The 19,888-nt window shown below is 68.5% G+C and carries 18 protein-coding genes; 1 reads left to right on the top strand and 17 read right to left on the bottom strand.

Going from position 1 to position 19,888, the window contains the following annotated elements; genetic code table 11:
- The first annotated feature begins 75 nt into the window (after positions 1 to 75).
- Positions 76 to 1,335 (top strand): alpha/beta fold hydrolase, encoded by a 1,260-nt coding sequence (locus GLO27_RS06575; RefSeq protein WP_167254101.1) that lies wholly within the window; start codon positions 76 to 78, stop codon positions 1,333 to 1,335.
- A 22-nt stretch (positions 1,336 to 1,357) separates the two neighbouring features.
- Here GLO27_RS06575 and GLO27_RS06570 read toward each other — a convergent pair whose 3' ends face one another.
- The 17 genes from GLO27_RS06570 to GLO27_RS06490 form a co-directional block, all read right to left on the bottom strand.
- A complete protein-coding gene (locus GLO27_RS06570) occupies positions 1,358 to 2,044 on the bottom strand; it encodes an alpha/beta hydrolase (RefSeq protein ID WP_167254099.1) in 687 nt (228 codons plus the stop codon).
- A gap of 79 nt (positions 2,045 to 2,123) precedes the next feature.
- Positions 2,124 to 3,572, bottom strand: coding sequence for a pyruvate kinase (gene pyk, locus GLO27_RS06565; RefSeq protein WP_021200591.1), 1,449 nt, complete (start codon positions 3,570 to 3,572; stop codon positions 2,124 to 2,126).
- A gap of 58 nt (positions 3,573 to 3,630) precedes the next feature.
- Entirely contained in the window at positions 3,631 to 5,097 is a 1,467-nt protein-coding gene (locus GLO27_RS06560) for a glutamate synthase subunit beta (RefSeq protein ID WP_167254097.1), read from the bottom strand.
- Entirely contained in the window at positions 5,090 to 9,613 is a 4,524-nt protein-coding gene (gene gltB, locus GLO27_RS06555) for a glutamate synthase large subunit (protein WP_096359530.1), read from the bottom strand. Before gltB ends, GLO27_RS06560 begins: the two co-directional genes overlap by 8 nt.
- Positions 9,614 to 9,756: 143 nt before the next feature.
- Positions 9,757 to 10,782 carry a prolipoprotein diacylglyceryl transferase gene (lgt, locus tag GLO27_RS06550; RefSeq protein ID WP_021200594.1) on the bottom strand — a complete coding sequence of 342 codons (1,026 nt, stop codon included), beginning with the start codon at positions 10,780 to 10,782 and terminating at the stop codon, positions 9,757 to 9,759.
- A 10-nt stretch (positions 10,783 to 10,792) separates the two neighbouring features.
- Positions 10,793 to 11,596 (bottom strand): tryptophan synthase subunit alpha, encoded by an 804-nt coding sequence (gene trpA, locus GLO27_RS06545; RefSeq protein ID WP_029259243.1) that lies wholly within the window; start codon positions 11,594 to 11,596, stop codon positions 10,793 to 10,795.
- On the bottom strand, positions 11,593 to 12,861 hold the full coding sequence (gene trpB, locus GLO27_RS06540; RefSeq protein ID WP_167254745.1) for a tryptophan synthase subunit beta: 1,269 nt from the start codon (positions 12,859 to 12,861) through the stop codon (positions 11,593 to 11,595). Before trpB ends, trpA begins: the two co-directional genes overlap by 4 nt.
- Entirely contained in the window at positions 12,861 to 13,631 is a 771-nt protein-coding gene (gene trpC / locus GLO27_RS06535) for an indole-3-glycerol phosphate synthase TrpC (RefSeq protein ID WP_029259244.1), read from the bottom strand. Before trpC ends, trpB begins: the two co-directional genes overlap by 1 nt.
- 2 nt (positions 13,632 to 13,633) lie before the next feature.
- Positions 13,634 to 13,864, bottom strand: coding sequence for an HGxxPAAW family protein (locus GLO27_RS06530; protein WP_021200598.1), 231 nt, complete (start codon positions 13,862 to 13,864; stop codon positions 13,634 to 13,636).
- A 48-nt stretch (positions 13,865 to 13,912) separates the two neighbouring features.
- Positions 13,913 to 14,500 carry a Trp biosynthesis-associated membrane protein gene (locus GLO27_RS06525; RefSeq protein WP_021200599.1) on the bottom strand — a complete coding sequence of 196 codons (588 nt, stop codon included), beginning with the start codon at positions 14,498 to 14,500 and terminating at the stop codon, positions 13,913 to 13,915.
- Complete coding sequence (hisI, locus tag GLO27_RS06520; protein WP_021200600.1) at positions 14,497 to 14,877, bottom strand: phosphoribosyl-AMP cyclohydrolase; 381 nt, start codon at positions 14,875 to 14,877, stop codon at positions 14,497 to 14,499. The genes GLO27_RS06525 and hisI overlap by 4 nt, the downstream gene beginning before the upstream one ends.
- Positions 14,874 to 15,635, bottom strand: a complete 762-nt coding sequence (hisF, locus tag GLO27_RS06515) for an imidazole glycerol phosphate synthase subunit HisF (protein WP_021200601.1) — start codon at positions 15,633 to 15,635, stop codon at positions 14,874 to 14,876. The genes hisI and hisF overlap by 4 nt, the downstream gene beginning before the upstream one ends.
- The gene (gene hisG / locus GLO27_RS06510) at positions 15,635 to 16,477 is read right to left on the bottom strand and encodes an ATP phosphoribosyltransferase (RefSeq protein ID WP_021200602.1); all 843 of its coding nucleotides are present in this window, start codon (positions 16,475 to 16,477) and stop codon (positions 15,635 to 15,637) included. Before hisG ends, hisF begins: the two co-directional genes overlap by 1 nt.
- A gap of 38 nt (positions 16,478 to 16,515) precedes the next feature.
- Positions 16,516 to 16,779 carry a phosphoribosyl-ATP diphosphatase gene (locus GLO27_RS06505; RefSeq protein ID WP_017202142.1) on the bottom strand — a complete coding sequence of 88 codons (264 nt, stop codon included), beginning with the start codon at positions 16,777 to 16,779 and terminating at the stop codon, positions 16,516 to 16,518.
- Positions 16,776 to 17,456 carry a ribulose-phosphate 3-epimerase gene (gene rpe, locus GLO27_RS06500; protein ID WP_021200603.1) on the bottom strand — a complete coding sequence of 227 codons (681 nt, stop codon included), beginning with the start codon at positions 17,454 to 17,456 and terminating at the stop codon, positions 16,776 to 16,778. The genes GLO27_RS06505 and rpe overlap by 4 nt, the downstream gene beginning before the upstream one ends.
- Positions 17,457 to 17,460: 4 nt before the next feature.
- Positions 17,461 to 18,960 carry a transcription antitermination factor NusB gene (locus GLO27_RS06495; protein ID WP_208323563.1) on the bottom strand — a complete coding sequence of 500 codons (1,500 nt, stop codon included), beginning with the start codon at positions 18,958 to 18,960 and terminating at the stop codon, positions 17,461 to 17,463.
- Positions 18,957 to 19,877 (bottom strand): methionyl-tRNA formyltransferase, encoded by a 921-nt coding sequence (locus GLO27_RS06490; protein ID WP_167254094.1) that lies wholly within the window; start codon positions 19,875 to 19,877, stop codon positions 18,957 to 18,959. Before GLO27_RS06490 ends, GLO27_RS06495 begins: the two co-directional genes overlap by 4 nt.
- Positions 19,878 to 19,888 lie beyond the last annotated feature (11 nt).

The following is a 19,888-nucleotide window of genomic DNA, read 5'->3' as shown; positions in this document are numbered from 1 at the left end:
GGGACTCCCTCCGTCGTCTCCTCCGCGCCCACCAGCCCCCTCCCTCGAAACGGCCCCGTGCGCTAGAAAGTCCTTATGCACGAAGGCGACGACCTGCCTGCCGCACACGCTGCGCGTCCGCGACGTCGTCGCCGTGCCCTCATCGTCATCGGCGCCGTCCTCGCCGTGGCTCTCATGCTCCTCGCCGCCGAGGTGACACGGAGAACCTTCGCCGAGCAGGACGAAGCCCGAGCGGATCCCGCGTTCTACACCCTCCCCTCTCCCCCACCCCGGGGAGATCCGGGCGAGATCATCCGCATCGAGTCGATCGAGAGCGCACCCGTGGGCGCCGTCGCGTGGCGCGTGATCTACCACTCCCGCGATCTCGTGGGGGCGGACATCCCTGTCTCCGGCGTGGTGATCGTCCCGGACGGGCCTGCTCCCGAGGGCGGACGCACCGTGATCTCCTGGGGCCATCCCACCACCGGTGCGGCATCGACGTGTGCGCCTTCACGCGGCCTGGATCCGTTCCAGTACATCGAGGGGATGCATGAGCTGCTCGCCGAGGGCTACGCGGTCGTGGCCACCGACTATCCGGGGCTCGGCGTCGAAGGCGCGTCGTCGTATCTGCTCGGCGTGCCCGAGTCCAACAGTGTGCTCGACATCGTCCGGGCGGCGCGACGGATCGACGACGCACACGTGAGCGACCGGGTCGTGCTGTGGGGACACTCGCAGGGCGGGCAGGCTGTGCTCTTCGCTGCGGAACGTGCAGCGGAGTACGCGCACGAGCTCACGATCGAAGGGGTCGCTGTGGCGGCCCCGGCGGCGAATCTGAACGCCCTGATGACCGACGACATCGTGAACCTCTCCGGCGTCACGATCGCTTCCCTCGCCGTTCCGGCCTACGAGGCCGCCTACGCCGAGCAGTACGGCGCCACGGAGATCACCGGCATCCTCACCCCCGCCGGGCTGAAGGCGACACCGGCGATGGCCGCCCTGTGCCTGCTCACCCAGAACGATGAGATCCACGCGATCGCCGATCCCCTGGTCGGCGGATACGTCCGGAGCGATCCCGCCACGACGGAACCGTGGCAGACGATGTTGCAGGAGAACAGTGCGGGGAACAGTCCCGTCAGAGTGCCCGTCTTCGTCGGCCAGGGAGAAGCCGACGAACTCGTGCTGCCGAGCGCGACCGAGGACTACGTGAAGCTGCTGTGCACGCAGAACGCCGAGGTGACGTTCCACCGCTACCCCGGCGTCACCCACGGCCTCGCCGCCTATGCCTCCCTGCCGGACCTGCTGCTGTGGCTCCCGACGCTGGACGGAGACCGCGCAGAGGCTGACGGCTGCCGGTGACCTTCTGATCCTCGGCGACGAACTATTCCGCGAGGACCGCGAGTTCCGCCAGGACCCGAGGATTCGCGAGGATCCGGAAGTGCCCGCCCGTGTCGAGGCGGACGTTCTTGGCTCCGGCGAGTTCGCTCCCCTCCGGGATATGGGGGTCGAACGTCGCATAGACCGACACGATCCGCCCGTTCACCGTGAGCTGCTGCGCGAGGCTCACGATCGACGGGTCTTCCGGTGAGAACTCCCGCAGAGTGCGCGACAGCATGAGCCGGGCATAGCGCGAACCCCCGAACGGGGTCGCGATCGCGAGCATCGAACGCACTCGCTCGCCCGCGGGACCCGTCATCACGACCTTTCCTGCGAGACCCCCTTTGCTGTGGGCGACGAGGATCACATCGTCGAGCCCGTTCTCCGTCAGGAACGCCTCCACGGCTCGCGCCATGTCCGCCACCGGTCGCTGATTCCGGTGAAGCGTATCGACGATGTGGACCGGATGCCCGCGGTCGTGCATGGCGGCGACGAGCGGCTGCAGGAACCGCCACGTCTCATAGACGCCCGGGAGGACGACGATGTGCGCCGCACTCCCGGATGCGAAGGATGCCGGATCGGTGCGGTCGAACATCGCGCGCACCTGCCAGTACCCGGCGTACACGTAGTCGGCGATCCACCACCCCGCGTTCTTCAGCACGCCGATGACGGGCTCCTCCGACGACACCACGGCTCCATGAGTGAAAACTACCCGATGCGCATGACAGAGGGGGCGGGACCGAAGTCCCGCCCCCTCTGGATGCTGTGCGTCAGACGCCGGCCTTGTAGATCGGAGCTGCACCGCGGATCGCATCGCCGACCTTGTGCACACGAAGGTCGTTCGTCGATCCGACGATTCCGGGAGGGGAGCCGGAGATCACGACGACCTTGTCCCCTTCCTCGGCGAGACCGTTGCCGAGCAGATACTCGTCGACCTGGTGATACATCAGGTCGGTGTGCTGCACCATGTCGACCAGGGTCGAACGGATGCCCCAGGTCAGCGCCATTCGGCGACGGATGCCCGGCTCGGGCGTGAACGCGATCATCGGGATGCGCGAGCGCAGGCGCGACAGACGACGCGCGGAGTCGCCCGACTGGGTGAACACGCAGAGGAACTTCGCGTCGACGAACTCGGCGACCTCGAGAGCAGCAAGCGTGATGGCACCACCCTGGGTGCGGGGCTTGGTCGTGAGGGGCGCGATGCGCTCCAAGCCGTGCTCTTCCGTGGACGCGATGATCCGCGCCATGGTCTCGACGACGACCACCGGGTAGTCGCCGACGCTGGTCTCACCCGACAGCATGACCGCGTCCGCGCCGTCGAGCACGGCGTTCGCGACATCCGAGGTCTCGGCGCGGGTCGGCACCGGGCTGCTGATCATCGACTCGAGCATCTGCGTCGCGACGATGACCGGCTTGGCCATACGACGCGCGATCTCGACGGCGCGCTTCTGCACAATCGGCACGGCCTCGAGCGGAAGTTCCACACCGAGGTCGCCACGAGCGACCATGATCGCGTCGAACGCGTCGACGATCTCTTCGAGCGCGTCGACGGCCTGCGGCTTCTCGACCTTAGCGATGACAGGGACGCGGACGCCCTCTTCCGCCATGATCTCGTGCACACGCTCGACGTCGGCGGCGTTGCGCACGAACGACAGGGCGATCAGGTCGGCACCGATGCGCAGACCCCAGCGCAGGTCGTCTTCGTCCTTCTCGCTCAGCGCGGGGACGTTGACGGCGACGCCGGGCAGGTTGATGCCCTTGTTGTTGGACACGGCACCGGCGACGATGACCTTGGTCGTGACGGTGACGCCGTCGGTCTCGACGACCTCGACCCGGACCTTGCCGTCGTCGATCAGGAGGAAGTCTCCCGGCTTGACGTCATGCGGCAGACCCTTGAAGGTCGTCCCGCTGATGTCCTTGTTGCCGATGATGTCCTCGGTGGTGATCTTGAAGATGTCGCCCTTGGCGAGTTCGTAGGGGCCGTTCTCGAACTTGCCGAGACGGATCTTCGGGCCCTGCAGGTCGACGAGGATGGCGACGGCACGGCCGGCGTCTTCTGCGGCACGACGCACGTTGGCGTAGTTGTTCTCGTGCACGGAGTAGTCGCCGTGGCTGAGGTTCAGTCGAGCGACATCCACCCCCGCATCGATCAGTGCGCGCACCGTCTCATAGGTGGAGGTGGCGGGGCCCAGGGTGGCGACGATTTTCGCGCGTCTCAAAGATTTCTCCAGGGTAGAAGTGGGGGAAGGTAAATCAGGCGACGGTGCCGGCCTCAGCCTACGCGGGCTGGAGACCGATCGCGACATCACTCGGGTGCACCGGCTCGGGCAGCACGGTGGTGCCCATCAGGAACCGGTCGACGTTCGCCGCCGCCGCACGCCCTTCGGCGATGGCCCAGACGATGAGCGACTGACCGCGTCCGGCGTCGCCGGCCACGAACACGCCGGGAACCGTCGACTCGTACGAGGAGTCGCGACGGAACGCACCCCGGTCGGTCACCTGCGGAAGCGTGTCCTCGGTGTATCCGCCCTGCTCGGGACCGGTGAATCCCATCGCGATCAGGATGAGGTCGGCCGGGATCTCCCTCTCGGTGCCGCTCTTGGGCACACGGCGTCCATCGACGTACTCGGTCTCGGCGACACGCAGGGCTCGGACCTCGCCGACCTCGTTTCCGAGGAACTCGACGGTCGACGCGAGGAACACCCGCTCGCCGCCCTCCTCGTGCGCAGACGAGACCTCGAACACGGTCGGCATCATCGGCCACGGCTGGTGGTCGGGACGCGTGTCACCCGGCTGCTTGCCGATCGCGAGGTTGGTGACGCTGAGTGCGCCCTGACGGTGAGCGGTGCCGATGCAGTCCGCTCCGGTGTCACCGCCGCCGATCACGATGACGTGCTTGCCCTCGGCGCTGATCTGATCGGCGACCTTGTCGCCCGCGACCGCGTGGTTCGACTCCACGAGGTACTCCATGGCGAAATGCACCCCGTCGAGGTCACGGCCGGGGATCGCGAGATCGCGAGGAACCGTGGATCCGGTGGCGATGACGACCGCGTCGTACCGCGCGCGCAGATCGGGCCAGGAGATGTCCTTGCCGATCTCGACACCGGCACGGAAGCGGGTGCCCTCCTCCTGCATCTGACGAAGACGCGACTCGAGCTGGGTCTTCTCCATCTTGAAGTCGGGGATGCCGTAGCGGAGCAGACCTCCGATGCGGTCGTCACGCTCGAAGACCGCGACGGTGTGCCCGGCGCGGGTGAGCTGCTGCGCGGCGGCGAGACCCGCCGGTCCCGATCCGACGACAGCGACGGTCTTGCCCGTCAGGCGCTCCGGCGGCTCGGGTTCGACCCAGCCCTTCGCGAACGCCTCGTCGATGATCGAGACCTCGATCTGCTTGATGGTCACGGCCGGCTGGTTGATGCCGAGCACGCACGAGCTCTCGCACGGCGCAGGGCACAGCCGTCCCGTGAACTCAGGGAAGTTGTTGGTGGCGTGCAGACGCTCGATCGCCGCGCGACCCTCACCGCGCCACGTCAGGTCGTTCCACTCGGGGATCAGGTTGCCGAGCGGGCACCCCTGGTGGCAGAACGGCACACCGCAGTCCATGCAACGGCCGGCCTGACGACGGAGCACCTGCTTGTCACCGGGCTCGTAGACCTCTTTCCAGTCCATGATGCGCACCGGCACCGGACGTCGTGCGGGGAGTTCCCGCTCGGTCACCTTCAGAAAGCCTTTGGGATCAGCCACCGGTCACCTCCAGGATGCGGTTCCACACGATGTCGCCGTCGGGGTCGATCCCCTCGGCCAGCGCCTCCTCGCGCATGCTCCGCACAGCGGCGAAGTCACGAGGCAGCACCTTCACGAACTCTGCAGCGGTCTCCTCGAAGCTCTCGAGGAAGGACGAGGCCAACGGCGACGCCGTGCGCTCGACATGCGCGACCAGCAGGCTGCGCAGCACCTCGAGGTCCGCTCGATCGAGCGGTTCGAGCAGCAGCTCTCCACTCCCGAGGGATTGCGCGTTCACCTTGCTCGTGTCGAGCGCGTGCACATACGCCACTCCCCCGGACATGCCGGCGCCGAAGTTGCGCCCGGTCGACCCGAGGATCACGGCCAGACCACCCGTCATGTACTCCAGAGCGTGGTCACCCACGCCCTCGACGACAGCGGTCGCACCGGAGTTGCGCACGAGGAAGCGCTCGCCGACGACGCCCGAGATGAACATCGTCCCCGAGGTCGCGCCGTAGCCGATCACGTTGCCGGCGATCACGTTCTCGTGCGGAGCGATCGCGGAGCCGCGCGGCGGGCGGATCGTGATGTCGCCGCCGGAGAGCCCCTTGCCGACGTAGTCGTTCGCATCGCCCTCGAGGCGGAGCACGATCCCCGGCGGCAGGAACGCGCCGAGCGACTGTCCGGCGGTGCCGTGCAGCGTGACGTCGATCGTGCCCTGCGGCAGACCCGCCGCCCCGTGCCGCGAGGTCACCTGGTGACCCAGCATCGTGCCCACGGCGCGCTCGGTGTTGGCGATGGGCAGCTCCACCACGACGGGTTCGCCGTTGAGGAGCGCCCCCTTCGCGATGTCGATGAGCTGCACGTCGAAGTGCTTCTCGAGCTCGTGATCCTGTGTGCGCCCGCTGCGACGCGGCTCACCCGCAGGGAACACCGGTCCTTCGAGCACCGGAGTGAGGTCGAGCCCCTCGGCCTTCCAGTGCTCGACAGCGGCGTTCACCTCGATGAGGTCGGCACGGCCGACGATCTCGTCGATCGAGCGGTATCCGAGTTCGGCGAGGAGCTCGCGCACCTCCTCCGCGATGAACTCCATGAAGTTCACGACGAACTCGGGCTTGCCCGTGAACCGCTCGCGCAGCACCGGGTTCTGGGTCGCGACGCCCACCGGGCAGGTGTCGAGGTGGCATACGCGCATCATGATGCAGCCGCTGACCACGAGCGGAGCCGTGGCGAAGCCGAACTCCTCGGCTCCCAGCAGGGCTCCGATGATCACATCGCGACCGGTCTTGAGCTGCCCGTCGACCTGCACGACCACACGGTCGCGCATGCCGTTGAGCATGAGCGTCTGCTGCGTCTCGGCGAGACCGAGCTCCCACGGCGTACCCGCGTGCTTGAGCGAGTTCAGCGGGCTGGCACCCGTTCCCCCGTCGTGACCGGAGACCAGGATGACGTCGCTCAGTGCCTTCGCGACACCCGCCGACACCGCACCGATGCCCGACTGGCTCACCAGCTTGGTGTGGATGCGTGCCTCGGGATTCGCCCTCTTCAGGTCGAAGATCAACTGCTTGAGGTCTTCGATCGAGTAGATGTCGTGATGCGGCGGCGGCGAGATCAGGCCCACCCCGGCGGTCGCGTGACGCGTGCGTGCCACCCAGGGGTACACCTTGGTCGGGGGCAGCTGACCTCCCTCGCCGGGCTTGGCACCCTGCGCGAGCTTGATCTGGATGTCGTCCGCCTCGGTGAGGTAGAGGCTCGTGACGCCGAAGCGTCCGGAGGCGACCTGCTTGATCGAGCTGCGGCGCTCGGGGTCGACCAGCCGATCGGGGTCCTCGCCGCCCTCGCCCGTGTTCGACTTGGCCCCGATGCTGTTCATCGCGATCGCGAGGGTCTCGTGCGCTTCCCGGGAGATCGAGCCGTAGCTCATCGCCCCCGTGGAGAACCGCTTGACGATCGCGGAGACCGGTTCGACCTCGTCGAGCGGCACGGGCTTGCGTGTGCCGGTGCGCAGGGTGAAGAGTCCGCGCAGGGTCTTCAGCTCTGCGGCCTGCTCGTCGACGAGCTTCGTGTACTCGCGGAAGATGTCGTACCGCCGTGTGCGGGTCGAGTGCTGCAGCTTGAACACCGTCTCCGGATTGAACAGGTGCGGAGAACCGTCCCGACGCCACTGGTACTCGCCGCCGGTCCACAGACGCTCGTGCGCACGTGCGGCCGCATCCTCGGGATACGCGTAGTCGTGGCGTGCCTGGTTCTCGGCGAAGATCTCCTCGATGCCGATACCGCCGAGCTTGGACTCGGTGCGCGTGAAGTACGCGTCGATGAACTCCTGGCTGAGGCCGACCGCCTCGAACACCTGAGCGCCCGCGTACGACGACACCGTGGAGATGCCCATCTTCGACATGATCTTGAGCACGCCCTTGCCGAGCGCGTAGATCAGGTTCTTGACCGCCTTCTCGGGCGTGATGCCGTTGATGTAGCCGGTGCGCACGAGGTGCTCGACCGTCTCCATAGCGAGGTACGGGTTGACGGCGGAGGCGCCGTAGCCGATCAGCGTCGCGACGTGGTGCACCTCGCGGACGTCACCCGCTTCGACGATGAGACCGACCTTCATGCGGTTCTCGCGCCGGATGAGATGGTGATGGATCGCCGACACCATGAGGAGAGACGGGATCGGGGTGAGGTCCTTGTTGGAGTCGCGGTCCGACAGGATGATGAACTCGGCGCCGTTCTCGATCGCCTCGTCCACCTCTGCGCACATCTCGGAGAGCCGGTCCTGCAGCGTCTGGGGCCCGGCATCGAAGTGGTACAGACCCCGGATGGTCGCGCTCGACCGGCCGGGCATGGCCTTGTCGATGTGGCGAATCTTCGCGAGCTCGTCGTTGTCGATCACCGGGAAGTCGAGCGAGACCGTGCGGGTGTGCTCCGGCCCCCACGACAGCAGGTTGCTCTCCGGGCCGAGGCCCAGCTTGAGGCTCGTCACGACCTCTTCGCGGATCGAGTCGAGAGGCGGGTTGGTCACCTGCGCGAACTGCTGCGTGAAGTAGTCGAACAACAGCCGGGGACGCTTGCTCAGCACAGCGATCGGCGTGTCCGATCCCATGGCGCCGAGCGGCTCGACGCCGGTCTGCCCCATGGGGGTGAGGAGGATGCGGACCTCTTCCTCGGTGTAGCCGAAGGTGCGCTGACGGCGAGTGATCGATGCCGGCGGGTGCACGATGTGCTCGCGCTCCGGCAGCTCGGCAAGACGCACGGCACCGGCGTCCAGCCACTCCTGCCACGGGTGCATCGTGGCGAGGTCGTGCTTGATCTCGCTGTCCTCGACGATGCGGCGCTGCGCGGTGTCGACGAGGAACATCTTCCCGGGCTGCAGGCGACCACGGCGCTTGATGCGCTCCGGCTCGAACTGCAGCACGCCGGTCTCGGAGCCGATGACCACGAGCCCGTCGGTCGTCTCGGTCCAGCGTCCGGGACGCAGGCCGTTGCGGTCGAGCGTGGCACCGACGAGCGTGCCGTCGGTGAAGATCAGAGCGGCAGGACCGTCCCACGGTTCCATCTGGTTGGAGTGGTACTCGTAGAACGAGCGCAGCTCCGGCGTGATGTCGGCCTGCTTCTCGTAGGCCTCAGGAACCATCATCATGATGGCGTGCGGCAGGCTGCGGCCGGTGAGGGTCAGCAGCTCTAGCACCTCGTCGAACGAGGCCGAGTCGCTGGCACCGTCGGTGCAGATGGGCAGGAGCGGGGTGATGTCGCCCAGCAGTTCGGATTCGAGCTGAGACTGGCGGGCGCGCATCCAGTTGCGGTTGCCTCCGACCGTGTTGATCTCACCGTTGTGGGCGAGCATGCGCAGCGGCTGCGCGAGCGGCCACGAGGGGAACGTGTTCGTGGAGTACCGGGAGTGCACCACGGCGAGTTCGGACGCGAAGCGCTCATCCTGCAGGTCGGGGTAGAACGGCTCGAGCTGCAGCGTCGTGACCATGCCCTTGTAGCCGAGCGTGCGCGCCGAGAGCGAGACGAAGTAGGCGCCGAGTTCGTGACCGGCGCGCTTGCGCAGACGGTAGGCGACGCGGTCGAGGGCGATGCCCGTGAGCGGCGCATCGGTGTGGGTCGCCCCGCCGGCGCTCACGAAGAGCTGCTCGAAGGCAGGACGGGCCTCATCGGCGAGCTTGCCGAGGTTCTCGTTGGCGGTGGGGACGTCGCGCCAGCCGAGGACCCGGAGGCCCTCGGAGCGGGCGATCTTCTCGATCCCGGCCTTCTGCTGGCGGCGCTCGCTCGAATCGCGGGGCAGGAACGCCAGTCCGGCCGCGTACTCCCCCACGGGCGGCAGTTCGAAGCCGACGACGGCGCGGAGGAACGCATCGGGCATCTGCGTCAGGATGCCGGCGCCGTCCCCGGTGCCCGCATCCGAGCCGATGGCTCCGCGGTGCTCGAGGTTGCGCAGGGCCTCGAGGGCCAACGCGATGATGTCGTGCCCGGCTTCGCCGCGCAGGGTCGCGACCATGGCGAGGCCGCAGGCGTCCTTCTCGAACGCCGGGTTGTACATGCCCTGCTTCGGGGGGTATGCGCCGGAGGCGCCGTAAGGGGGCTGGAAGTACACCAGTTACCGTCCTCAGATCTTCGAGTGAAACCCGGGGACGACGTCGGCCCGCTCGTTCAGTGCAATGGTTCTCCCGCCACGAGGCGGCGTTATCGAGAGCCGTCCTCGCTCGTGGGAGCAGTGCTTGTGGCGGTGGCTCCTGCGGTGACTTCTTCGGTCGGAGGCTCGCTCACGTCCACGAAGTCAGAGGGATTGTTCTGCGATTGTACATCAGCGTCCACGTCCGTCCGTTCGCGGCCCGGCTGGTACGGCGAAGGCTCGAGTCCGGGGTGTCGACGTGTCTGGACGATGAGGATCGCGAGACCGACGAGGACGCCGATGATCGCGGCAAGGACGTTGCTGCGCAGGCCGAGGATGATCTCGCTCGGATCGATGCGGATCGACTCCCAGACGATGCGGCCTGCGCTGTACCAGATCAGGTAGATGGCGAACAGACGGCCCCACTGGAAGAAGAGCTTGCGGCCGAGCCAGAGCAGGACGATGACTCCCAGTCCGTTCCAGAGAACCTCGTAGAGGAAGGTCGGGTGGAACAGCGTGCCCTCGGGCAGCCCCGGGGGGAAGGCCGAGTTCGTGGACGGGATCTCCAGCCCCCAGGGCAGGTCCGTGGGAAGACCGAAGAGCTCGTTGTTGAACCAGTTGCCGAAGCGGCCCATGGCCTGCGCCAACAGCAGGCCGGGGGCCAGGGCGTCGGCGAACGTCCAGAAGCGGATACCGGTCCAACGGCACCCGAGGTACGCACCGATCGCACCGCCGATGAGGGCACCGAAGATCGCGATTCCGCCCTCCCAGATCGCCCACACCGAGCCGGGCTGGAAGGGGTTCCAGGTGTTGATCCCCTCCCCGAAGTAGTCGTTCGGGTGGGTCAGGACGTGGAAGATGCGCGCACCGATGATCGCCAGGGGCACGGCCAGGATCGAGATGTCGATGACGACCCACGGCTCCGCGCCGCGCTTGGTGAGACGGTGATTCGTCAGGAAGGTCGCCACGATGATGCCGGCGATGATGCACAGCGCGTAGAAGTGGATCCGAATGGGCCCGAGGTCGAAGTACGAGACCGTGGGGCTCGGGATGCTGGCGAGCACGTTCGTGAAGGTGCTGTGGAGCGCGAGTGACATGAGTGCGATTCTAGTTCTCGTGATCGGGGCGTGCCGACGAGGTGCCGGAGGCCAGGTTTCGGGTGACTTCCGCAAGGGCGGGCACGCCGCCGTCACGCAGGGCGCGGACGAGCGCGGTGCCGACGATCGCGCCGTCGGCATACTCCGACACCCCGGCGATCTGCTCGGCGGTGGAGATGCCGATGCCGACGCATGCACGGTGAGCGCCGTGCGCGCGAAGACGCCCGACCAGGGTGCGGGCGGCGCGATCGAGCTCAGCGCGCTCCCCGGTGATGCCCATGGTCGAGACCGTGTAGACGAACCCGGTGGACGACTTCACCACAAGGTCGAGACGCTCGTCGGAAGAGGTCGGAGCGGCGAGGAATACCCGGTCCAGGCCCGTCCGCTCGCTCGCGGCGATCCACTCCCCTGCCGCGTCGGGTGTGATGTCGGGCGTGATCAATCCGGCGCCGCCCGCAGCGAGCAGGTCGTCCGCGTAGCGGTCGATGCCGTACTGCATGACCGGGTTCCAGTACGTCATCACGAGGACGGGCACATCGGTCGCCGCCGTGATCGCGCGGATCGCCGTGAAGAGGTCGGCCATCCGGAAACCCGCCGCCAGGGCCTTGGTGGTCGCCTCCTGGATGATCGCGCCGTCCATCACCGGGTCGCTATACGGCGGGCCCAGCTCGATGATGTCGACACCGTTCTCGGCGAGGGCGATGGCCGCCTGGATGCTCGTCTCGAGGTCGGGGAAGCCCACGGGCAGATAGCCGACGAAGGCACTGCGCCCGGCGTCCTGTGCGCGCTGGATCGCCTGTTCGACGCGGCTCATAGCTGCGGCTCCCCCTTCGCGGCCAGTTCTTCCTCTTCGCTCTCCGCGGCGACATCGTGGGCCAGAGCGGCCTCGTCGTAGAGCTCGAAGTAGCGCGCCGCGGTGTCCATGTCCTTGTCGCCGCGGCCGGACAGACACACGGCGATCAGTCCGTCGGGGCCGAGCTCGCGGCCGATGCGCAGGGCACCGGCGAGAGCGTGCGCCGACTCGATGGCGGGGATGATCCCCTCTGTCCGGCTGAGCAGACGCAGCGCCTGCATCGCCTCGTCGTCGGTGGCCGGGATGTACTCGGCACGACCGATGTCGGCGAGCCACGAGTGCTCCGGACCGACGCCCGGGTAGTCGAGTCCGGCGGAGATCGAGTGCGACTCGACGGTCTGACCGTCGGCGTCCTGGAGGACGTAGGTCTTCGCACCGTGCAGCACACCGGGGCGGCCCCGCTCGATCGACGCCGCGTGCTTCTCGGTGTCGACGCCGTCGCCCGCCGCCTCGACGCCGTAGAGCTTGACGCCCTCGTCATCGAGGAACGCGTCGAACATGCCGATCGCGTTGGATCCGCCGCCGACGCACGCCATGACGGCGTCCGGCAGACGACCGACCTCGTCGAGCAGCTGGGCACGCGCCTCTTCGCCGATGATCTTCTGGAAATCACGGACCATCGCGGGGAACGGGTGCGGTCCCGCCGCGGTACCGAAGATGTAGTTGGTGGTCTCGACCGACGCCACCCAGTCGCGGTAGGCGTCGTTGATCGCGTCCTTGAGCGTTCGCGAACCCGAGGTGACCGGAACGACCTCCGCGCCCAGAAGGCGCATGCGGGCGACGTTGAGCGCCTGACGCTCGGTATCGACCTCGCCCATGTAGATGGTGCACTCCAGACCGAACAGCGCCGCTGCGGTCGCCGTCGCGACGCCGTGCTGACCGGCACCGGTCTCGGCGATCACGCGGGTCTTGCCCAGACGCTTGGTCAGCAGCGCCTGACCGAGCACGTTGTTGATCTTGTGCGAGCCGGTGTGGTTGAGGTCTTCGCGCTTGAGGAAGATGCGCGCACCCCCGGCGTGCTCGGCGAACCGCGGTACCTCGGTGATGGCGGAAGGGCGGCCGGCGTACGAGCTGAGCAGGTGCGCGAGCTCGGCTCGGAACTCCGGATCGACGATCGCCGCCTCATAGGCCACCGTCAGCTCATCGATCGCGGCGATGAGCGACTCAGGCATGTAGCGCCCGCCGAACTCGCCGAAGAACGGGCCGTGCTGGTCGCGCAGGCTCATCATGCCTCCAGGAAACTCTTGAGGGTGGCCACCGGGTCGCCGGTCACGAGCGCCTCGCCGATCAAGACGACATCGGCGCCGGCGGAGCGGTAGTGCACGACATCGGCGGGCGTCAGCACCGCGGACTCCGCGATCTTCACCGCCGTGTCGGGGATTCGATCGACCAGGCGCCCGAAGAGGTCGCGGTCGAGTTCGAGGGTCTTGAGGTCTCGCGCGTTCACGCCGATCAGCGGCGCGCCGAGATCGATCGCGGCCTCGAGCTCATCCGCGGAATGCGTCTCCACGAGAGGGGTCATGCCCAGCTCGCCGATGAAGCCGAAGAGATCACGGAGCACCGCGGGCTCGAGGCCCGCGACGATCAGCAGAACGAGGTCGGCACCCGCCGCACGGGCTTCGAGCACCTGGTAGCGGGTGGCGATGAAGTCCTTGCGCAGCACCGGCAGCGACACCCGGGCCGTGACGGCCTCGAGGTCGGCGAGGCTTCCGCCGAAACGACGCTCCTCCGTGAGGACGCTGATCGCGGAGGCGCCGCCCGCCTCGTACAGGGAAGCCTGCAGCGCGGGATCGGGGATGTCGGCGAGAGCTCCTCGCGAGGGGCTCGCGCGTTTGACCTCCGCGATGATCTTCACCCGATCCGACGGTGCGAGGAACGACAGCGCGTCCTTGGCCGCGGGGCGTGCGAGAGCGTCTCGCTCGACAGTGGCCAGCGGGCGCGACAGGGAGCGACGCTCAGCGTCTGCGACAGCGCCGGCCGTCAGGTCGGCGAGCACCATTAGTGCGCCTTCGGAGCGTACTTCGGACCCTTCACGCCGTAACCGGCCTTCGCGAGCGCCCAGCCGACGATCGCACCGATCGGGATGAGCGCGACCGAGGCCACGACGAGGGCGGGCTGCTCGAAGCAGAAGGCGACGGTGCCGGCGGCGACGCCGACCAGCATGATCACGACGGCGGTCCAGGCGGCAGGCGAGTGTCCGTGGCCGGGGTCGGCGATCGGGTTGGTCATGTTCTCCTCCGGGGGGACGACGTGCGGTTCGGAATCAGTCTATCGGGGTCAGCGCGTCGGATCGGTGCCCCGGGACAGCTCGTCCCAGGAATCCACGGCGTCGACGGGACCGTCATGCGCGACCTCGACGTGTTCGGTCCGGTAGCGCCGCCCTCCGGCCTTCCATCCCCGCCACGTGATCAGGACGACCAGGGACGCGACGAGCAGGATCGCCCAGCCCACGAGGGCGATGTACGGCCAGGCGGACGGCACGATGCTCGCCACGACCTCGTGGACGGCGAGTCCCCCGGCGAGACCGGTGACCTCGGTCACCGTCGCCGCGACCGCGTCGAAGGGTTCGGCGATCAGCAGCTGGAGAGTCGACCAGCCGAGGAACAGCGCCGTCGCCGCCGCGAGGACACCGAAGATCAGGCGCACGACCTTGCCGGAGATCGACAGCGCCGCGCCGAGGGCCAGAACCGCGAGACTGAGCGGAGCGAGCAGCACCATGGCGGAGGCACCGGGGACCAGGATCGCCTCGCCCGCATCCGCGCGCTCGACCGTCAGCCAGGTCTGGGTCGACGAGATGATGCCGATCGCACCGGCGAGAAGGAATCCGGAGACGGAGAGGGCGCGACCGCGCTGCGCGAAGCTCACGACTGGTCCGTCCCGACGATCGCCTCGAGATCGTTCGTGTCGAAGCACGTGCGCGTGCCGGTGTGACAGGCCGGTCCCGTCTGCGCGACGAGGAGAAGGATCGCGTCCCCGTCGCAGTCCAGACGCGCCTCGTGCACGACCTGGATGTTCCCTGACGTGTCCCCCTTGCGCCAGTACTCCTGGCGGGAGCGCGACCAGTACGTCGCCCGCCCTGATGTCAAGGTGCGTCGAAGCGCCTCCGCATCGACCCAGGCGAGCATGAGCACCTCGCGCGTGTCCCACTGCTGCACGATCACGGGGGCCAGGCCGTCGGCGTTGAAGACGACCTGTGCGATGCGCTCCTCCACCGAAGCCGCCTGCCCGTCTGCATCGCTCATCGTACGAGCACTCCTTCCGCGCGAAGCGCGTCCTTGACATCTCCGACCGTGAGCGCGCCGGTGTGGAACACGCTCGCCGCCAGGACGGCATCCGCGCCCGCTTTGATCGCGGGAGCGAAGTCGGAAGCCCGCCCCGCCCCGCCCGAAGCGATGACCGGTACGGAGGCCGCCTCGCGCATCAGGCGGACGAGCTCCAGGTCGAAGCCGTCACGCGTGCCGTCGGCGTCGATCGAGTTCACCAGCAGCTCACCCGCGCCGCGTTCCGCAGCCTCCCGCGCCCAGTCGAGCGCATCGAGGGTGGTCTGGGTCCGGCCGCCGTGTGTCGTCACGACGAAGCCCGAGCGCGTTGTCGGAGCACGCTTCACGTCCAGCGACAGCACGAGCACCTGGGCACCGAACCGGTCAGCGATCTCGCCGATGAGCTCAGGGCGCGCGATCGCAGCGGAGTTGACCCCCACCTTGTCCGCGCCCACCGCGAGGAGACGTGCGACATCGTCGACGCTGCGCACGCCCCCGCCCACGGTCAGCGGGACGAACACCTGCTCGGCGGTGCGCTGCACGACATCGTAGGTCGTCGCACGGGCGTCGACCGTGGCGGTGACGTCGAGGAAAGTGATTTCGTCCGCGCCCTGGGCGGCGTAATGCCGGGCGAGCTCGACCGGGTCGCCCATGTCGCGCAGGTTCTCGAAGTTGACTCCCTTGACGACGCGGCCATCGGCCACGTCGAGGCACGGGATCACCCGACTGGCGAGCGTCATCAGAGTCTCGCGTTGTGGATCGCGGTGACCAGGATGGCCCGCGCACCCAGCGCGTACAGCGCATCCATCACGGGGTTCACGCGGGAGCGCGCCACCATGACCCGCACCGCCACCCACTCGGGGTCGCGCAGCGGAGAGACGGTCGGCGATTCGACGCCGCCGGCGATCTTCACGGCGTCATCGAGGAGGGCGACCGGCAGGTCGTAGTCGATCATCACGAAGCGACGTGCGACCATCACGCCGCGGAGGCGACGAAGAAGCGTGTCCGCGCCCTCGGCATCCACCGGTCCCGCGATGAGTACCGCCTCGGATTCCAGGATGACCGGACCGAAGACCTCGAGCCCGGCCTGGCGCAGGGTCGTCCCGGTCTCGACGACATCGGCGACCGCGTCGGCGACGCCGAGGCGGACCGCGGACTCCACGGCTCCGTCGAGCGGCACCAGATCGACGGCGATGTCGCGTTCGTCGAGGAAGGCGTCCACCAGGCCGGGATACGAGGTGGCGATGCGCAGACCGTCGAGCTCGCTCACGTCGGTGTAGCGTCCGGTCGGAGCGGCGAAGCGGAACGTCGAGCCGGCGAAACCGAGCGCCTCGATCTCCCGCGCACCCGGCATGCGGGCGTCGAGCAGCAGATCACGTCCGGTGATGCCGACATCGATCGCGCCGGAGCCGACATAAGTGGCGATGTCCTTGGGGCGGAGGAAGAAGAACTCGACGTCGTTCTCGGCGTCGATGACGTGCAGGGTCTTGGGGTCGCGGCGACCGGCGTAGCCCGCCTCGGCGAGCATGTCGGCGGCGGTCTCGGAGAGCGAGCCCTTGTTGGGAACAGCGATGCGCAGCATGGATGGCTTTCAGTTCGAGGAGATCGGAACGGAGCGCATCACAGATGTCGGTAGACGTCCTGCAGGCTGAGGCCCTTCGCGAGCATCATCACCTGGACGTGGTACAGCAGCTGGGAGATCTCCTCGGCGGCGGCTTCGTCGGACTCGTACTCCGACGCCATCCACACCTCGGCGGCCTCTTCCACGATCTTCTTGCCGATCGTGTGCACGCCGCCGTCGAGTTCGGCGACCGTCCCCGATCCCTCAGGACGGGTCTCGGCCTTGACGCTGAGCTCGGCGAACAGCTCGTCGAAAGTCTTCACGGTTCCAGGCTAGCGGCTCTGGCGAGGTCTCTCAGCCGGGTGACGGCCGCCTCGATGTCATCGGCGCCGTATACGGCCGAGCCCGCGACGAACGTGTCGGCGCCCGCATCGGCGGCGATCTCGATCGTGCGGTCGGAGATACCGCCGTCGACCTGGAGCCAGACGCGGGATCCTCGCCGACGCGCCTCGTCTGCGAGGGCACGGAGCTTCGGCATCGTCTCGGGCATGAAGCCCTGTCCCCCGAAGCCGGGCTCGACCGTCATCACGAGGATCTGATCGAACTCGTCGAGCACGTCGTACAGCGATTCCACGGGAGTCGCCGGCTTGACCGCGACCCCCGCCCGCGAGCCGATGTCACGCAACCGGCGTGCGAGGGCCACGGGATCGCTCGACGCTTCGAGATGGAAGGTCACGCTCGCCGCGCCGATCTCGGCGTATCCGGGAGCCCAGCGCTCCGGGTCGGTGATCATCAGATGCACGTCGAGCGGAATCGGACTGGTCGCCTGGATGCGTTCCACCATCTGCGGGCCGAACGTCAGGTTGGGGACGAAGTGGTTGTCCATGACATCCACGTGCGCGAAGTCGGCTGTCGCGATCCGGGCGAGGTCCGCCTGCATGTTCACGAAATCGGCAGCGAGGATACTCGGGTTGATGCGCGGGGCGCGGGGCAGTTCCACGGTCCTAGTCTTCCTTCCCAGATGAGTGGTTCCCGGTCGATGAGCGTTGCAGGAGTGCGAGGAACATCGCGTCCGTCCCGTGTCGGTGCGGCCACAGCTGGGCGCTACCCGACCCCTCCCGCCCCTCCTCGGCCAGATCGATCGGTGAGCGAGCGACATCGGCGATGGCCGCGCGCGCATCGAGTTCGACGACGTCGGTGCGGTCGCGCAGGACCTCCTTGACGACGCCCGTCGTCTCGGCGAGGTGAGGAGAGCACGTGACGTACGCGACGATCCCGCCCGGGGCCAGAGCATCGACGGCGGAGGAGAGCAGCTCCACCTGGAGCGGAACGAGCTCGGCGACGTCGGCCGGAGACTTGCGCCACCGTGCTTCCGGACGGCGGCGCAGCGCACCGAGGCCCGTGCAGGGGGCGTCCACGAGGATGCGGTCGAACTCGCCCGGCCGCGATGCGGCGAGGGTGCGCCCGTCCTGCTCGTGCACCACGACGTCACCGGGAACCGCCCTGAGCGCCTTGCGGACGAGTCGCGCGCGGACCGGGACGATCTCGTTCGCCTCCAGCGTCGCCTCGTGCTGACGCGCGATCGCGGCGAGGAGTGCCGTCTTGCCGCCGGGACCGGCGCACAGGTCGAGCCAGCGCTCCCCCGTCTTGATGGGCGCGGCGCCCGCGAGCGCGAGCGCGACGAGCTGGGACCCCTCGTCCTGCACGCGCACGGTACCGCCCGTGGCTTCCACCGGCCGACGCGGATCGCCTCCGGGAGACGCGAAGGCGGTCGGCGCGTAGGGAAGTCGGGGCTCATCGGGCTCCGCCAGGCCGGGGAGGGCGACGAGGGTGACCTCGGGCGAGGCGTTGTCGGCATCGAGAAGAGCGTCCAGTTCCTCTCCGCGCCCCTCGGCCGCCAGAGCGCGACGCAAGGCGCGGATCACCCAGACCGGGTGTGCGGAACGCAGAGCGAGGCGCTCGTCGTCGGAGCGTGCCCCGCTCTCGATGCGTTCCTGCCAGTCCTCGCTCGATTCGCGCGTGATACGTCGGAGCACCGCGTTCGCGAAGCTCGATGCGCCGCGGCCGGACTCTGTGGCCACGAGGTTCACCGACTCGTTGACAGCCGCATGCGAGGCGACGTGGGTGGCGAGCAGCTGGTGCACCGCGAGGCGCAGCGCATCGAGCACGGCCGGATCGATGCTGTCGGTCGAACGATCCGCCGCAGCGGCGATGATCGCATCATACGTGCCGAGTCGTCGCAGCGTGCCGTAGGTCAGCTCGGTCGCGAGGGCCGCGTCCTGCGGAGAGAGCCGCGCATCGGCGATCGCCGGAGGAAGGACGAGGTTCGCATAGGCATCCGTCTCGGACACCGCGCGCAGCACGTCGTAAGCCACCCGTCGCGCGGGTTGCACGGCACGGACGGGGCCACGCTGAACGTCGCGACGAGCCTCTGTCGCTCCCCGCCCGCCACGCGGCCGTCCGTTCGACGGCTGCGGCCGCCGGGGTCGTCCGTCTTCGCTCATGATCCCGCCACCAATTCATCGACCCCGCGCACACCGCGCCACCAGTCGACGGCATTCATCGCTCCCTTGCCCGCGGGCTGAACCCTGGTGACGGCCAGCGGTCCGGTGGACGTGCCGATGTGGAGCGCCGTCTTGGCTCCACGAAGACGTCCTGGGGCCAGCGCTTCGGCCTCCGGCGCAGGGACCGCTTCCAGCACCTTCAGCGGCTGCCCGGCGACGGTGGTGTGCGCGCCCGGTTCCGGGGTCACCCCACGGAACCGGGCGAACACGACATCGAGCGGCTGGTTCCAGTCGAGCAGTCCGTCGGCGAGCGTCAGCTTGGCGGCGAAGGTCGGCTCGCCCTGCTGAGGCACCGCTACCGCTGTACCGTCCGCGATCCCCGAGACCACGTCGGCCGTGAGTTCGGCGCCGTCCAGCGCGAGCGCCTCGAGCGCCTCTCCCGCCGTCGCCGTCGCGGGAAGGTCGACCGTGCGGCTCGCGAAGACGTCGCCGGCATCCAGCTCCGCGACGAGCTGGAAGACGCTGGCACCGAGAACCTCGTCGCCGGCGATCAGTGCGCGCTGCACCGGAGCCGCGCCCCGCCAGGCGGGCAGCACGGAGAAGTGCAGGTTGATCCAGCCCGCGGTCGGCGCCGAGAGCAGCGGCTCGCGCACGAGCCCGCCGTAGGCCACGATCACACCGAGGTCCGCCCGCAGGGCCGAGATCGCTTCGGTCGCGGCGTCATCGAGCCGAGCGGCCTTGATCACGGGGAGGCCCAGTTCGACGGCCGCTTGAGCCACGGGCGACGGAGTCAGCACCCGACGACGCCCGAGAGGTGCGTCCGGTCGGGTGACGACCGCTGCGATGTCGTGGGACACCGCGAGGCGACGAAGGGTGGGCACGGCCGCAGCGGGGGTGCCGGCGAAGACGAGGCGCATGAAGGTTCTCC

The sequence above is a fragment of the Microbacterium sp. Be9 genome (genome assembly GCF_011754135.1).
GTDB classification, from domain to species: domain Bacteria; phylum Actinomycetota; class Actinomycetes; order Actinomycetales; family Microbacteriaceae; genus Microbacterium; species Microbacterium maritypicum_A.
Note: the sequence above shows the minus strand (reverse complement) of the source record. Positions and strands in the feature narration are given on the sequence as shown.

What these genes read in the sequence shown, in the direction of transcription:
- hisG (WP_021200602.1), bottom strand. Translation starts at nt 16,477, where the DNA reads ATGCTGCGCATCGCTGTTCCCAACAAGGGCTCGCTCTCCGAGACCGCC.
- lgt (WP_021200594.1), bottom strand. Translation starts at nt 10,782, where the DNA reads ATGTCACTCGCGCTCCACAGCACCTTCACGAACGTGCTCGCCAGCATC.
- GLO27_RS06490 (WP_167254094.1), bottom strand. Translation starts at nt 19,877, where the DNA reads ATGCGCCTCGTCTTCGCCGGCACCCCCGCTGCGGCCGTGCCCACCCTT.
- GLO27_RS06575 (WP_167254101.1), top strand. Translation starts at nt 76, where the DNA reads ATGCACGAAGGCGACGACCTGCCTGCCGCACACGCTGCGCGTCCGCGA.
- GLO27_RS06495 (WP_208323563.1), bottom strand. Translation starts at nt 18,960, where the DNA reads ATGAGCGAAGACGGACGACCCCGGCGGCCGCAGCCGTCGAACGGACGG.
- hisI (WP_021200600.1), bottom strand. Translation starts at nt 14,877, where the DNA reads ATGAGCGATGCAGACGGGCAGGCGGCTTCGGTGGAGGAGCGCATCGCA.
- trpB (WP_167254745.1), bottom strand. Translation starts at nt 12,861, where the DNA reads ATGAGCCTGCGCGACCAGCACGGCCCGTTCTTCGGCGAGTTCGGCGGG.
- trpA (WP_029259243.1), bottom strand. Translation starts at nt 11,596, where the DNA reads ATGAGCCGCGTCGAACAGGCGATCCAGCGCGCACAGGACGCCGGGCGC.
- GLO27_RS06530 (WP_021200598.1), bottom strand. Translation starts at nt 13,864, where the DNA reads ATGACCAACCCGATCGCCGACCCCGGCCACGGACACTCGCCTGCCGCC.
- hisF (WP_021200601.1), bottom strand. Translation starts at nt 15,635, where the DNA reads ATGACGCTCGCCAGTCGGGTGATCCCGTGCCTCGACGTGGCCGATGGC.
- gltB (WP_096359530.1), bottom strand. Translation starts at nt 9,613, where the DNA reads ATGTACAACCCGGCGTTCGAGAAGGACGCCTGCGGCCTCGCCATGGTC.